This window comes from Phenylobacterium sp., assembly GCF_046291545.1.
Taxonomy (GTDB): Bacteria; Pseudomonadota; Alphaproteobacteria; order Caulobacterales; family Caulobacteraceae; genus Phenylobacterium.
Window position 1 is genome coordinate 104793 of the sequence record NZ_JBKBSM010000002.1, and the last position, 13420, is coordinate 118212.

A 13420-nucleotide genomic window follows, 5' to 3' on the forward strand; every position below is an offset into this window, starting at 1 on the left:
TGCGTCAGGCGCCCGTCAGGCGGCCAGGTCGGACGTGTCTTCTTCGTCCGTGTTGTTGGGGGTCTCCTCCGTCGTCGAGGCGTCCTCGTCGGCGGCGGTCTGGGCGATCTTGGTGACGGTCTCCCAGGGCACCTTGGCTCCGGCCACGGTGATCAGGGTTTCGCCGTCGCTCTGCTCCACGGCGGTGACGACGCCGTCGATGTAGGTGGTGGTCGGCACCGCGGTTCCCGATCCGTCGACCGCCGTCACCCGCAGGGTGTAGACGCCGCCGTCCGCCAGCTGCTTGCCGGTCAGGTCCTTGCCGTCCCAGGTGAAGGCGTGCTCGCCCGCGGCGATGTCCTCGACCTCCTCGGCGTGGACTACCTTGCCGCTGGCGTCGAGCACCTCGACCTTCACCTTCGAGGCGTCGCGGTCCTGCTTGTAGACCCACTTGGCCTCGCCGTTCTGGATCGCCGCATCGTCGCTGACCGCCCGCACTTCCTTGCCGATCAGGCTGACGGCGTCGGCGATGCCGCGCCCGGCCGTGTTCACCAGGGTCTGCAGCAGGTCGTTGGTGAGCAGTTGCTGCTCCACCCCGCTCATCTGCACGAGCTGGTTCGTGAACTCGGTGGAGTCCATCGGCGAGAGCGGGTCCTGGTTCTTCATCTGCGTGGTCAGCAGGGCCAGGAACGTGTCGAAGGTGCTCGCCAGGGAGGCGCGGCCGCTGGCGGTCGCGGAGGTCCCGGCGGAGGCTGATGCTGCGGCGTCGACGGCCATGGCCTTGTCCTCAGATGCGGATGTCTAGGCCGGACTCGGTCCGGCGTTGTTGGTGCTGGAGGGCGCCTGCGACGGCGCCCTCGGACGCCTCGTCAGCCACCCCCAGGGCGGCCTGGAAGGCGCGCCCGCGCCAGCCGCCAGGATCGCCCTGCTGCTGTTGCTGCTGTTGCTGGGCGAGGCCCTGGTTGAACTGGCCGCGATCGTCGCTGGTGTTGAACGACAGGCCGCCCGAGGTGTCGAACCCGGCCTGCTCGAGCGCCCGGTGCAGCTCGCCCGAACGGCTGCGCAGCTCCGCGGCGGCCTGCGGGTTGTCGAAGGTGAGGGCGGCGGTCACCCGGCCGTGGGCGCCGATCTCCACCCGCACGTCCACCCGGCCCATGCCGGCCGGCTCCAGCTCCACGTCGAAGCGGGTCGCGCGGCCGTCCAGCTTCTTGACGATCTCGGCCGCCAGGTTGGCCACGGTCTCCGGCGCCCCGCGCACCACGGCCACGTGCTGCGCGCCCGAGGTCGAGTGCGCCGACGAAGCCGCGCCGGACGGAGCCGGCGCCGGGCTGGAGGCGCTCTCCAGCCGCGGTTCGGCGGCGGCCTCGGCCTTCGGGGCCGGCGCGGCTGCGGCTGGCTCCTTGGCGGCCTTGTCGGCGAGCTTGGCGTCCGCCTCCGCGGCGGGGGCCAAGGGCTGGGGCGCGCCCTCGGCGTCGGCCGGCGGTGCGGCCTCCGCTCCGGGCTTGGCCGTAGCGGTCTGCACGCCGGCCTCTCGCGCCTCTCGCGCTGGCCTAGGGGCGGGCGCGGCCGGTTGCGGCGCCGGGGCGGCCTCGGCGGCGCCCGCGCTTTCGGCGAGCACTTCCGGCGGAAGCGGGGCCGGCTCCGCCGGCGCCTGCAGGGCGGCGGCCTCGGCCGGCGGCGCGGTCGCGGCGGGCGAGGGGGGCGCCGTCGTCGGAGCCTGGGCAGGCTGCTGAGGGGCCGGTTTCGCCGCGGGCGCGGCGGCCTGGGCGGGCGCGGTCGCTAGCGGATCGGGGAGCGCCTGCGCCGCCGCCTCGGGCGTCGCCGTCTCGACGGCCGTCCCGCTGGCCGGCGCCGGCGTCTCGGCGGTGGTCGGGATCGGCGCTTTCGCTGTGGCGGGAACGGCCGCGCCGCCTACGGCGACGGCCTCGGGTTGCGCCTTGGGCGCGGCCTGCACGGGCGCGGGCGGGGCGAAGAACAGGGCGGCGGCCAGCGCCTGGGCGTCTGGCGCGGGAACCTCGCCGTCGGTCGCGGGCTCGTCCGCGTCGGTCTTGCCGGTGGGCGCGGCCGGCGCCTGGGCGGGCGGCGCGGCGCCGTCGGCCACCAGCCCGCCGCCGAAGAAGGCCGCCATCAGCGCCTGGAAGCCGGCCGCGGCGCCTTGGCCGGCCGCCGGGGTCCCGGCGCCGGCGGCGGCGCCCGGCTGCTGGCCGGCCATGGGCGTGACGGGAAACAGGTTCAAAGGAGCCGCGGGCATGTCCTGGCGATCTGCTGACCGATTGGATGGAGAGCGCCTACTGCGCCGCGCACATTCGACAGGGCCGGAGCAACCTCCGCGCCAACTCGCCGATCAGGTATCAGTGCGTTGAAATCACACAGGAAAGGCGTTGGCGGCATGCCGAGCTCACCCGCAGAGTGGCGGCTGTTTTTGCCGATCGTGAGGCGTCGATAGGGCGTTCCCTGCCGATCTGGGCGCGTTTCGCCGATCTTGCGCCGCGTAACCCTGGCCGAGACCTCCTGCCACGTGAACGGCCCGGAAAGGCCGATTGGTGACAATCTTGGCGCCGCTCTTGCGCCTGGAGCTACGAACTGAATGGGGCTGGAAGGAGCCCTATTGAAAATGCAGGACTTTTTCGAAGCCCTCGCGCGGGCGATCACCATTGCCCCGGCAGAATTCGCCGGGTCGCGCGTCAGGCTTTGCCGGGCGGAAGGTTAAGAGATGTCGCTGAGCATCGCCATGAAGACCGCCACGTCGGGGCTCGTCGCAGCCCAGACGGCGTTGCGGACCGTCTCGGACAACATCGCCAACGTCAACACGCCCGGCTACGTGCGCAAGACGGTCGACCAGTCGCAGCTCGTCGTCGACGGCCGCGGCATGGGCGTGGAGATCACCGGCATCAAGCGGGTGACCGACCAGTACCTGCAGCTCGCCACCCTGACCGCCTCGTCGGACTCCAAGCGCTGGGACATCACCGCCCAGTACCTCGACAACGCCCAGAGCCTGTTCGGCGACCCCAGCGGCGACAGCTTCTTCTTCACCCGGCTCGACGACATCTGGTCGGCCTTCGCCGCGGCGGCGGACGATCCCTCCTCCAGCCTCCTGCGGGGCCAGTCGGTCTCGACCATGGAGGACTTCCTCAGCGAAGCGGGCCGGATCAACAACCAGATCTCCGAACTCGGCCGCACGGTCGACGCCCAGATCACCGCCGACATCGACCGGGTGAACGATCTGCTGGAGCAGATCAACAACCTCAACACCGACATCAGCCGCGCGAACCTCGTCAACGCCGACGGCTCGGGCGCCGAGAACATCCAGAGCCGTCTGGTCGACGAACTCGCCACCCTGATGAACGTCCAGGTCAGCCAGCGCGCCGAGGGCGGCGTGACGATCCGCTCGACCGAGGGCTTCCTGCTGGCAGGGGACGGGGCCTCCAGGCTCACCTACAACCGCACCGACGCCACCAAGGGCTACGTGTCCGTCGAGCCGCTCGACGGCTCCGGCCGCGCCCGGGCCATCGAGATCGCCAGCGGCGAACTGCGCGGCCTGATGGACCTGCGCGACACCGAGCTGCCGGGCCTGGCCGACCAACTCGGCGAGTTCGTCGCCCGCGCCTCCGAGGAGATCAACCGCGCGCACAACGCCGCCACCGCGGTCCCGGCGCCGGCCACCCTGACCGGGCGCAACACCGGGCTGGACGATCCGACGGTGTTCGACCACTTCACCGGCCAGACGACCGTCGCCATCGTCGATTCCGCCGGCGTCGTGACCCGCCGGGTCGACATCGACTTCGACGCCGGGACCATGACCGTGGACGGCGCCCCGGGGCCGGCGTTCACCCCCGCCACCTTCCTGACCGGCCTGCAGACCGCCCTTGGCGGCGCCGGCACGGCCAGCTTCACCGACGGCAAGCTCAGCATTTCGGCCAACAGCGGCGGCGTCGCGGTCGACGAGGGCACGTCCGACAAGGCGGGGCGCGGCTTCTCGCACTTCTTCGGCCTCAACGACGTGATCCGCTCGACGGGCATGACGACCTATGAGACCGGCCTGACGGGAACCGATCCGCACGGCTTCATTCCGGGCGAGACGATCACCTTCCGCCTGGCCCAGGGGGACGGCAAGCCGCTGCGGGACATCACGGTGACGGTTCCGGCGGCGGGCGACATGAATTCGCTGATCTCCGCCCTCAACGACAACACCACTGGGGTCGGCCTCTACGGCCAGTTCGCCCTGGATTCCAAGGGACAGCTCGGCTTCACCGGAACGCCGCCCACCAGCGCGACCCTGTCGGTGGTGCGCGATCAGACCCACCGCGGCGCCTCCGGCCCCTCGATCAGCGTGCTGTTCGGCGTCGGCACGCTGGAGCGGACCCGGCGCGCCAACAACTTCTACGTCGACAGCGACGTCGTCGCCGATCCGACCAAGCTCGCCTTCGCCAAGCTCGATCTCAGCGTCGGGGCCGGCCAGCCCGCGATCCGGCCGGGCGACGGCACGGGGGCCCTCGGCCTGTCGCAGGCCGGCGACGTGACCGCCGCCTTCAGCGCCGCGGGGGCGCTGGGCGCGGTGAACATGACCCTTACGCGCTACGCTTCCGAGTTCGGCGGCTCCATCGGGCGCAAGGCCGCGGCCGCCGAAACGCGCAAGGACGGCGCCGCGGCGGTGATGACCGAGGCCGCCGCCCGGCGGGAATCCGTCGAAGGCGTCAATATCGACGAGGAACTCGTGCGCCTGACGACCTACCAACAGGCCTTCTCGGCCTCCGCCCGCCTGATCCAGGCCGCCGACGAGCTGATCGACACGCTCGTGAACATGATCTGACGAGGCCCCGACCCATGACCCGCGTTTCGACCGTCGGCAACTACAGCGCCGTGCTCGCCAACCTGATGGCGGCCCAGCAGCGCCAGATCGACGCCGGCATCACCGTCTCAACCCAGAAGAACGGCACCAGCCTGAAGGAATATTCGCGCTCGGCAGAGATCCTGACGGCGATGAAGTCCATCGAGTCCCGCGTCAGCGGCTATCTGGAGCAGAACCGGCTGATCGCCGACAAGCTGGAGACCCAGGACTTCGCCCTCGACCAGCTCGCCGAGTCCGTACAGAGCACCCGCGAAGCCATCGCCTCGGCCCTGGCCAGCGGCCGCGCCGACACCCTGATGCTCGAGCTGGAGGCCAACTTCCGCAACGGCGTCCAGGCGATGAACACCCGCTACGGCGGCAAGTACCTGTTCGCCGGCGGCCAGATCGACACCGAGCCGGTGTCGGCCCAGGTGCTGTCGGACCTGACGACCCCGCCGGCGGTCATCGCCGACTTCTTCCACAACGACGACTTCGTCACCAAGGCCAAGGTGGACGACGCCACGACCGTGTCCACCGGCCTGCTCGCCGACGACCTCGGCACGGACATCCTGACCGCCTACCAGGCCATCCAGTCGTTCAACGAAGGCGCCGACGGCCCCTTCGGCGGCAATCTGACCGAGAACCAGCGCCTGTTCCTGGAGGGCATCCTCGACGACTGGGACGGGCTGCACAGCGACACCGTCGACCGCGCGGCCCGCAACGGCATGGCCCAGAGCCGGGTGGAGGGCGTGAAGACCGACCTGACCAACCGCAAGGACAGCCTGAACACGATGATCGGCGAGATCACCGACGCCGACATGGCCGAGGCGGTCACGCGCCTGGAACAGGCCCAGCTCTCCGTGCAGGCCGCGGCTCAGGTGTTCACGACCCTGAAGGAAAGCAGTCTTCTGAACCTGCTTCAGTAGCGGCGGCGAAGCTGGAACTCTTCGCCCAGCCGGCCGACCAGGCGTGCGCCGCTCCAGACCTCGATCGCGTGGTGGTCCTTGCAGCTCGCCTGAGCCTTGGCCAGCGCTTCGGCGTCGCTGGCGAAAACGCCTTCCACCGCATCGGTGATGCGGTCGTCGCTGTTGAGCAGGTAAAGCCGGTACGCCTTCATTGACGCTCTCCCGTACGTCCAAGGCGGGAGAAAGAGTGACTTTGCTGTCCGGCGCCCAGGACGTCTGCCCGGGCAGCCCTCGAACCTTATGCCTTTTCCCCCAAGGGGGGAATCACGCTTTTGCGACGGCCCTCCAGTTCCTGCAGAGACCTCGCCGGCGGCCCGGCGCCGCCGGGTCCTCGCAACCGGCGCGTCGAGACGCTAAATAGCGCCCATGACCAAGACCCTGCTCAAGGCCGACAGCCTCCCGGACGGCGTCCTGGCCGCCGCGCGCGACGCGGTCGGCCTGCCCCTCGGCGCGCGGGTGGTGGCGGCCATGTCCGGCGGGGTGGATTCCACCGTCACCGCGGCCCTGCTCGCCCGGGCGGGCTACGACGTGGTCGGCGTCACCCTGCAGCTCTACGATCACGGGGCGGCGATCCAGAAGAAGGGCGCCTGCTGCGCCGGCCAGGACATCCACGACGCGCGCACCGCCGCCGACGCCATCGGCATCCCGCACTACGTCCTCGACTACGAAAGCCGCTTCCGCGAGCAGGTGATCGAGGACTTCGCCGACGCCTACCTGCGCGGCGAGACGCCCATCCCCTGCGTGCGCTGCAACCAGACGGTCAAGTTCCGCGACCTGCTCGACGTCGCCCGCGACCTCGGCGCCGCGGCCATGGCCACCGGCCACTACGTCCGCCGCGCGGCGGGGCCCGCGGGGGCCGAGCTGCACCGCGCGGCCGACCCGGCGCGGGACCAGAGCTATTTCCTGTTCGCCACCACGGCCGAGCAGCTGGACTATCTGCGCTTTCCCCTGGGCGGCCTGCCCAAGGCCGAGGTGCGCCGCGCGGCGGCGGCCCTCGGCCTGTCGGTGGCCGACAAGCCGGACAGCCAGGACATCTGCTTCGTGCCCGAGGGCCGCTACACCACCGTCATCGACCGCCTGCGCCCGCAAGGCGCCGAGCCTGGCGACATCGTGCACATGGACGGCCGGGTGCTCGGCCGCCACGAGGGGGTGACGCGCTACACGATCGGCCAGCGGCGAGGGCTCAACGTCGCCGTCGGCGATCCGCTGTTCGTCGTGCGCATCGACGCGGACCGCCGCCAGGTGGTCGTCGGTCCGCGCGAGGCCCTGCTGACGCAGGCCCTGGCGCTCAAGGAGACCAACTGGCTGGGCGAGGGCGCCGACATCGCCGGGGCGGCCGGCCGGCCGGTGCTGGCCCGCGTGCGCTCGACCCGCGAGCCCGCCCCCGGCCGCCTGGCCCTGGTCGACGGCGAGCCCGGCGTGGTGTTCGACGCGCCGGAGGAGGGCGTCGCCCCCGGCCAGGCCTGCGTGCTCTACGCCCCCGAGGCGCCGACCCGGGTGCTCGGCGGCGGCTTCATCGCCTCCACCCGCCGCGCCCTCTGAAGCGGCGGCGATCACGCGGCGGCGCCTTGCGTCGCCGCTGGCGCGGAGTCATCTGGTCGCCATGACCCAGACCTCCGATCCCGTCGTCATCGCCGCCTACGCCCGCACCCCCATGGGCGGCTTCCAGGGCGCGCTTTCCACCGTCAAGGCCACCGACCTGGGCGCCGCCGCCGTCCGCGCCGCGGTGGAGCGCGCCGGCGTCGCGCCGGAAGCCGTCGAACAGATCCTGATGGGCTGCGTCCTGCCGGCCGGCCTCGGCCAGGCGCCGGCGCGCCAGGCCGCCCTCGGCGCGGGCCTGCCCAAGTCGGTGCAGGCGACCACCGTCAACAAGATGTGCGGCTCGGGCATGCAGGCGGCGATCCTGGCCCACGACGCCCTGGCCGCCGGCAGTGTCGATGTGGTGGTCGCCGGCGGCATGGAGAGCATGTCCGGCGCCCCCTACCTCCTGGCCAAACACCGCGCCGGCGCGCGCATCGGCCACGACACCGCCTTCGACCACATGTACCTGGACGGCCTGGAGGACGCCTACGAGCCGGGCCGGCTGATGGGCTCCTTCGCCGAGGAGACCGCCCGGGCCTACCAGTTCACCCGCGAGGCGATGGACGACTACGCCATCACCAGCCTGACGCGGGCGCGCAAGGCCGTCGAAAGCGGCGCCTTCGCCCGCGAGATCGTTCCGGTTGAGGTCGCCACCCGCAAGGGCGTGGAGACGGTCGCCGCCGACGAGCAGCCGCTGAAAGCCGATCCCGCCAAGATCCCCACCCTCAGGCCGGCCTTCGCCAAGGACGGCGCGATCACCGCGGCCAACGCCAGTTCGATCAGCGACGGCGCGGCGGCCCTGGTGATGACCCGCGCCTCGGTCGCCGAGCGGCTGGGCATGACCGTTATCGCCCGCGTCGCCGGTCACGCCGCCCATGCGCACGAGCCGGGCCTGTTCACCACCGCCCCGGTGCCGGCCATGCAGAAGGCCCTGGCCCGGGCCGGCTGGAGCGTCGCCGAGGTCGACCTGTTCGAGGTGAACGAAGCCTTCGCCGTGGTCGCCATGATCGCCGAGAAGGAGCTCTCCATCCCGCGTGAGAAGCTCAACGTGAACGGCGGCGCCTGCGCCCTCGGACATCCGATCGGCGCGTCCGGCGCGCGGATCCTGGCCACGCTCCTCGCCGCCCTGCAGCACAGCGGCGGCAGGAAGGGCGTGGCCAGCCTGTGCATCGGCGGCGGCGAGGCCACCGCCATGGCCGTGGAGCTGGTCTGAGCCTATTTGCCGGCGCTCATGGCGCCGGCGTCCATCATGTTGAACCGATAGCCGCCGGCCAGCTCCATGTCGCCGGCCTTGAAGTCGGCCGGGCAGGGGCCGAGCCAGGTCGCCTCCATGGTCATGTCGTGCTCACCGTTCATCTGCGGCGCGCCGGCCCCCTCGGTCATCGTCTTGGCCGAGATCGAGTACTTGGAGGAGAAGTCGCCCCGGATCACCCCCTCGGTGGTGGTCTTGCCGCCCGAGCCCATGTCGCACACCGAGGTGAAGCGGATCGAGCCGTCGGCCGCCCGGGTCATGTCCTGCTTGGCGCACATGTCGCGGGTGGCCTGGCCGCCCCAGACGGCGAACTTCTCCTCGGTGGCCGCGTCGGTGCACAGCCGCATGGTCTGGGTCATGCCGGCCGAGGTGGTGGAGATCGACCACAGGCCCGGCTTGCGCTTGACGTTCGCCAGATCCGCGGGCGCGGCGGCCTGGCCGCCGTCCTTCGCGGCGGGGGTCCCGGCCTCGGGCGCCGTGGCCGTCTCCTTCTTGCCGCAGGCCGCCAGGGCCAGGACCGAAACCGACAGCACCGCCACGCCTTGCATCCACCGCATCTTGCGACCTTTCAATCCGACACCAGCTTTATGTTGAAGCTAGCCGGGAACGCCCGGCCGGGCGAGGGGTTCGCAAGCTCATGAGCGATCTGCGCGACAACGCGGCCGAGGGCCGCTTCGAGATGGACGAGCAGGGGATGACCTCCTGGGCCGACTATCGGCTGGCGGAGGGCCGGCTGTTCATCGACCACGTGGAGGCGCCGCCGCCCCTGCGCGGAACCGGCGCGTCGGGACGGCTGATGGCCGCCGTGGCCGCCGAGGCGCGCACGCGGGGCCTTCGGATCACCCCGATCTGCGGCTATGCGGCCGCCTGGCTGCGGCGCAGTCCGGAGTTCCGCGACCTCGTCGGCTGACGCCGCGGCCGGCCGCCGCCTGCGGCGAGACGTCGCATGCGCCGACACTAACGCTTTGCTCAGGCGAGGAAACTAGGCTTCACCCATAACCGGAAGAAGCCGACATGACCGCGCCAGACCCGAACGCCCAAGCCGCAGACCCCGCCGCCCTGCCGTTCGGCCTGACCGGAGAAGAGCCGGTGTTCGAGCGGGCGATGGAAATCGCCCGGGCGCTGTTCGGCGAGGTGCGGGTCGCCCTCGTCATGGTCCGCGACGGGCGGATCGTCCGCTCGATCGGCCGCGACGCCGGCAAGCACCAGCACGACCCGGCCAGCGAACGGGTGATCTCGACGGGACAGGCGATCTGGATCGAGGACCTCAGCCAGGACCCGGTCACCGCGCCTCATCCCCTGGTCGGCGGCGAGCGGGCCTTCCGCTTCTTCGCCGGCGCGCCGGTGCGCCTGCCCGACGGGCGGGTCCTGGGCTCCCTGTCGGTGGTCGAGTCCGGGCGTGTGCGCCCCCGCGACGAGCGGCTGCTGCAGAACCTGCAGCGCCTGGCCGACATGCTGGCCGACGAGTTCGAGCGCGCCCGAGCCCAGGAGGCCCTGGCCCAGGGCGAGCGCCGGCTGCAGACGACCCAGAGCGCCCTGGCCTCCCTGGTGGAACTGGCGCCCATCCAGATCATCATGGTCGACCGTGAGATGCGGCTTCTGCACTACAGCCAGACCTGGCTGGTGGAGAGCGGCTTCGCCGGCCAGGACCTTCGCGGCCGCAGCGTCTACGACATCGCGCCGCGCTACTTCGAGAAGCACAGGGCCACCTACGAGCGCTGCCTTGCGGGCGAGAAGGTCAGCGCAGAACGCGTGCGCGGCGCCAATCGCGACGGCCGGCCGACCTGGTGGCGGGCCGAGCTTATCCCCTGGCGCGACGAGCGGGGCCAGATCGCCGGGCTGATCTCGGCGGCCGTGGACATCACCGACATGGTCGCCACCCTCGAGCAGCTGGAGCGCTCCGAACAGCGCATGCAGCTCGCCGCCCAGATCGCCGACCTGCACGTCTGGGAGCTCGACTACCAGCGCCGCACCGTCGAGACCGCCGGCGCGCCCATGACCATGCTGGACCGCCCAGTGACGTTCGAAGAGCTCGCCGAGCGGTCGGACGACATGATCGACCCGCGCGACCGTCCGGCCATCGCCGCCCGATGGCGCAAGGCGGTTCTCGCCGACGAGCCCTATGTCCCCGAATACCGCCTCGTCCGCGAGGACGGCGCCGAGCTCTGGGCGGCCTGCGCCCTGAAGCTGGTGCGTGACCAGGACGGCCAGCCCCTGCGCCTGGTCGGCGCCATGCAGAACATCACCGCCCGCAAGCAGGCGGAGGCGGCCCTGCTGCAGGCCAAGGAGGAAGCCGAGCAGGCGAACCGCGCCAAGAGCGCCTTCCTGGCCACGATGAGCCACGAGATCCGCACGCCGCTCAACGGCGTCCTGGGCATGGCCCAGGTGCTGGCCCAGAGCGACCTCGCGCCGGCCCAGCGCGAACAGCTGGACGTGATCCGCCAGTCCGGCGAGACCCTCCTGGCGATCCTCAACGATGTCCTCGACCTGTCGAAAATCGAGGCCGGCAAGCTGGAGTTGGAGGTCGCCGACTTCGACCTCGAATCCCTGGCGCGGGGCGCGCACGCCGCCTTCGCCGCCCTGGCGGATTCGAAGGACCTGATCTTCGAGCTGACGGTGGAGCCGGCGGCCCGCGGCGGCTGGCGCGGGGATTCCACGCGCCTGCGGCAGATCCTCTACAACCTGCTGTCCAACGCCCTGAAGTTCACCCAGGCGGGCGCGGTCAGGGTTCGCCTGGCCGAGGAGGCCGGCGGCCTGGCGCTCAGCGTCAGCGACACCGGCGTCGGCATCCCACCCGAAACCCTGGCCAGGCTCTTCGAGAAGTTCGAACAGGCCGACGCCTCCACCACCCGCCGTTTCGGCGGCACGGGCCTGGGCCTGGCGATCTGCCGCGAGCTCGCCGGCCTGATGGGCGGCACGATCAGCGCCGAGAGCGTCGAGGGGCGCGGCTCCACCTTCACGGTGCGTCTGCCCCTGGCGCGGGCGGCCCAGCCGGCCAACGTCGCCGCAGAGCATGAGGCGCGCGCGCCGGCCGCGCCGCCTTCGGCCCTGCGCGTCCTGGCGGCCGAGGACAACTCGGTCAATCGGCTGGTCCTCAAGACCCTGCTTAACCAGGCCGGCATCGAGCCGGTGCTGGTGGCGGACGGCGCCCAGGCGGTGGCGGCCTGGCGGGACGGCGAGTTCGACCTGATCCTGATGGACGTGCAGATGCCGGTGATGGACGGCCCCACCGCCGCGCGCGCCATCCGCGCCGAGGAGACCGCGCTGGGCCGCGCCCGCACGCCGATCCTTGCGCTCACCGCCAACACCATGAGCCATCAGGTCGCCGAGTACCTGCGCGACATGGACGACGTGATCCCCAAGCCGATGGAGGCGGCGCGCCTGTTTGCGGCCCTGGAAGCGGCGCTCAACGCCGCCGCCACGTCGGCGATCGCCGCCGGCTAGCGCTCTACGATCGGCGGCTGGTCGAGGTCCTTCGGGGCGGACGGGTCAGAGTCGGTGGCGGGGTCGAAGCGGTTCATGCCTTCCTGGCTGGGCGTGAGGCCGATCCAGAGCAGGAACGCCAGGTACACCAGCAGCGCCACGCCCATCACCGCCGAGGCGGCGCCGACACCGGCCAGGGCGGACCCTGCCGCGGCCATGTCGGCGCCGGAGGAACCGAGAATCGCGGCGCTGAAGAGGCTTGCGCCGACGGTGAGCGAAGCGATCAAGCTGCAGACGATGGCGACGGCGACCGGGACGAGCATCAGCCAGCCCGTACGCCCCATGTCGTGCAGCCGCTTGGCGGTGATGCAGACCTGCGGCCAGATCAGGAGCAGCCCGATGATCTGGCCGATGACCGGCAGCATGTTCAGGACCACGCTGGCGGCGAACAGGATCGCAAATCCGATCCAGAACTCCTTGCGTCCGATGCGCCCGTCGGCGCTCAGAAAGAGGGTTTTCCAGTCCATCGAGGGCTCCCCAGCCGTTTCGGCGTGAAGCCTAGCCCAACCGGGCGCGGCTGGCGACGACCGGCGCCGACCTAAGGGGGGCGTGGCCTCAGGACTGCCGCGAGAGGATGGCTTCCAGGGTCTGCAGGCGCCCGTCGGTCTCCTCGGCCAGCCGGCGGGAGAGTTCGCGAACCCCCGCCGGATAGGCTTCGCCGCCGTCCGCCACGTCCAGGCTCACCCGCTGTACGGCCACCAGCAGGCGCTGCAGCTCGCCCACGTGCTCGCGCGCCAAGCCCCGCGCCTCGTCCTGCAGCCGGCGCACCTTTTCGGCCACGCTCGTCGGCCGGTCCTCGGCGGCCTTGTCTCCCACTACGCTCAGAGACGGCGTCATGGCGCCCTCCGTTCTGTTGGCGGGCGGACTCCCCGATGGAGCGCGTCCGCCCAACGGCTACGCCGCGGGCGCGGCCAAGGTTCCTGGTGAACGCGGGCTTAGGCATGTTGCGCGTTCAGGTGTGGGGTTTGGGTGACAGGCCGGGGGTGTGGCGCCTGGACCGCAGCGTCGATTTGGCGCGCCGTTCAAATCCCGATCATCGTTGCGAATCCGGTGAGCTTGAGCATACCGTCCTTACGATGCTGCGGTGGTCCCTGGGCCATTTGGCAGAGCCGGCGCGCCAGACTCTCTAGTCGGCGACCTGCGATCCAGATCTGGCCGACGACCCGGTTTCAGATCGCCAGCGCGTCCTGGGTCGGTCGGGGGCCAGGGCGGCGGATCGCGAACAGGCCGGCCCGCAGCCACTTTTTTCTTCGCTCACATTCCGGCGCCCCAAGGGCGAAGCGACTGCGCTTGAGCGGAACAGACATCGACCGCGCGAGTTTCCGGTCCCGA

The 13420-nt window shown here is 71.4% G+C and carries 12 protein-coding genes; 6 read left to right on the plus strand and 6 right to left on the minus strand.

Annotation, left to right across the window (positions count from 1 at the left end; translation table 11 throughout):
* Positions 1-15: 15 nt before the first annotated feature.
* Both ACK4YQ_RS07035 and ACK4YQ_RS07040 read right to left on the minus strand, forming a co-directional pair.
* A complete protein-coding gene (locus tag ACK4YQ_RS07035; RefSeq protein WP_409609740.1) occupies positions 16-756 on the minus strand; it encodes a flagellar hook assembly protein FlgD in 741 nt (246 codons plus the stop codon).
* Between the two features lie 10 nt (positions 757-766).
* Entirely contained in the window at positions 767-2230 is a 1464-nt protein-coding gene (locus tag ACK4YQ_RS07040; protein WP_409609742.1) for a flagellar hook-length control protein FliK, read from the minus strand.
* A gap of 462 nt (positions 2231-2692) precedes the next feature.
* Here ACK4YQ_RS07040 and flgK point away from each other — a divergent pair, with 462 nt between their 5' ends.
* Entirely contained in the window at positions 2693-4789 is a 2097-nt protein-coding gene (gene flgK / locus ACK4YQ_RS07045; protein ID WP_409609744.1) for a flagellar hook-associated protein FlgK, read from the plus strand.
* Positions 4790-4803: 14 nt separating this feature from the next.
* A complete protein-coding gene (locus tag ACK4YQ_RS07050) occupies positions 4804-5733 on the plus strand; it encodes a flagellin (RefSeq protein ID WP_409609746.1) in 930 nt (309 codons plus the stop codon).
* Here ACK4YQ_RS07050 and ACK4YQ_RS07055 read toward each other — a convergent pair.
* Positions 5727-5924, minus strand: a complete 198-nt coding sequence (locus ACK4YQ_RS07055; RefSeq protein WP_409609748.1) for a hypothetical protein — start codon at positions 5922-5924, stop codon at positions 5727-5729. The two genes, ACK4YQ_RS07050 and ACK4YQ_RS07055, sit on opposite strands and share 7 nt — an antisense overlap.
* Positions 5925-6138: 214 nt before the next feature.
* Here ACK4YQ_RS07055 and mnmA point away from each other — a divergent pair, with 214 nt between their 5' ends.
* Both mnmA and ACK4YQ_RS07065 read left to right on the plus strand, forming a co-directional pair.
* Positions 6139-7314: a tRNA 2-thiouridine(34) synthase MnmA gene (mnmA, locus tag ACK4YQ_RS07060; RefSeq protein ID WP_409609750.1), complete on the plus strand. Its 1176-nt coding sequence runs from the start codon at positions 6139-6141 to the stop codon at positions 7312-7314.
* A 61-nt stretch (positions 7315-7375) separates the two neighbouring features.
* On the plus strand, positions 7376-8566 hold the full coding sequence (locus ACK4YQ_RS07065; protein ID WP_409609752.1) for an acetyl-CoA C-acyltransferase: 1191 nt from the start codon (positions 7376-7378) through the stop codon (positions 8564-8566).
* Positions 8567-8568: 2 nt separating this feature from the next.
* Here the strand turns inward: ACK4YQ_RS07065 and ACK4YQ_RS07070 are convergent, their stop codons facing one another.
* Complete coding sequence (locus ACK4YQ_RS07070; RefSeq protein ID WP_409609754.1) at positions 8569-9162, minus strand: DUF3617 domain-containing protein; 594 nt, start codon at positions 9160-9162, stop codon at positions 8569-8571.
* 80 nt (positions 9163-9242) lie between these two features.
* Between ACK4YQ_RS07070 and ACK4YQ_RS07075 the strand changes: the two genes are divergently transcribed.
* A complete protein-coding gene (locus ACK4YQ_RS07075) occupies positions 9243-9515 on the plus strand; it encodes a GNAT family N-acetyltransferase (RefSeq protein WP_409609756.1) in 273 nt (90 codons plus the stop codon).
* Between the two features lie 104 nt (positions 9516-9619).
* A complete protein-coding gene (locus ACK4YQ_RS07080) occupies positions 9620-12049 on the plus strand; it encodes an ATP-binding protein (protein ID WP_409609758.1) in 2430 nt (809 codons plus the stop codon).
* On the opposite strand, the gene ACK4YQ_RS07085 is transcribed toward ACK4YQ_RS07080, so the two are convergent.
* Together ACK4YQ_RS07085 and ACK4YQ_RS07090 are read right to left on the minus strand one after the other, a co-directional pair.
* Entirely contained in the window at positions 12046-12555 is a 510-nt protein-coding gene (locus ACK4YQ_RS07085) for a DUF805 domain-containing protein (protein WP_409609760.1), read from the minus strand. The genes ACK4YQ_RS07080 and ACK4YQ_RS07085 overlap by 4 nt on opposite strands.
* A gap of 88 nt (positions 12556-12643) precedes the next feature.
* Positions 12644-12925 (minus strand): hypothetical protein, encoded by a 282-nt coding sequence (locus tag ACK4YQ_RS07090; RefSeq protein ID WP_409609762.1) that lies wholly within the window; start codon positions 12923-12925, stop codon positions 12644-12646.
* Positions 12926-13420 lie beyond the last annotated feature (495 nt).

What these genes read in the sequence shown, in the direction of transcription:
- ACK4YQ_RS07035 (WP_409609740.1), bottom strand. Translation starts at nt 756, where the DNA reads ATGGCCGTCGACGCCGCAGCATCAGCCTCCGCCGGGACCTCCGCGACC.
- mnmA (WP_409609750.1), top strand. Translation starts at nt 6,139, where the DNA reads ATGACCAAGACCCTGCTCAAGGCCGACAGCCTCCCGGACGGCGTCCTG.
- ACK4YQ_RS07075 (WP_409609756.1), top strand. Translation starts at nt 9,243, where the DNA reads ATGAGCGATCTGCGCGACAACGCGGCCGAGGGCCGCTTCGAGATGGAC.
- ACK4YQ_RS07055 (WP_409609748.1), bottom strand. Translation starts at nt 5,924, where the DNA reads ATGAAGGCGTACCGGCTTTACCTGCTCAACAGCGACGACCGCATCACC.
- ACK4YQ_RS07065 (WP_409609752.1), top strand. Translation starts at nt 7,376, where the DNA reads ATGACCCAGACCTCCGATCCCGTCGTCATCGCCGCCTACGCCCGCACC.
- ACK4YQ_RS07085 (WP_409609760.1), bottom strand. Translation starts at nt 12,555, where the DNA reads ATGGACTGGAAAACCCTCTTTCTGAGCGCCGACGGGCGCATCGGACGC.
- ACK4YQ_RS07050 (WP_409609746.1), top strand. Translation starts at nt 4,804, where the DNA reads ATGACCCGCGTTTCGACCGTCGGCAACTACAGCGCCGTGCTCGCCAAC.
- ACK4YQ_RS07040 (WP_409609742.1), bottom strand. Translation starts at nt 2,230, where the DNA reads ATGCCCGCGGCTCCTTTGAACCTGTTTCCCGTCACGCCCATGGCCGGC.
- ACK4YQ_RS07080 (WP_409609758.1), top strand. Translation starts at nt 9,620, where the DNA reads ATGACCGCGCCAGACCCGAACGCCCAAGCCGCAGACCCCGCCGCCCTG.
- ACK4YQ_RS07090 (WP_409609762.1), bottom strand. Translation starts at nt 12,925, where the DNA reads ATGACGCCGTCTCTGAGCGTAGTGGGAGACAAGGCCGCCGAGGACCGG.
- ACK4YQ_RS07070 (WP_409609754.1), bottom strand. Translation starts at nt 9,162, where the DNA reads ATGCGGTGGATGCAAGGCGTGGCGGTGCTGTCGGTTTCGGTCCTGGCC.
- flgK (WP_409609744.1), top strand. Translation starts at nt 2,693, where the DNA reads ATGTCGCTGAGCATCGCCATGAAGACCGCCACGTCGGGGCTCGTCGCA.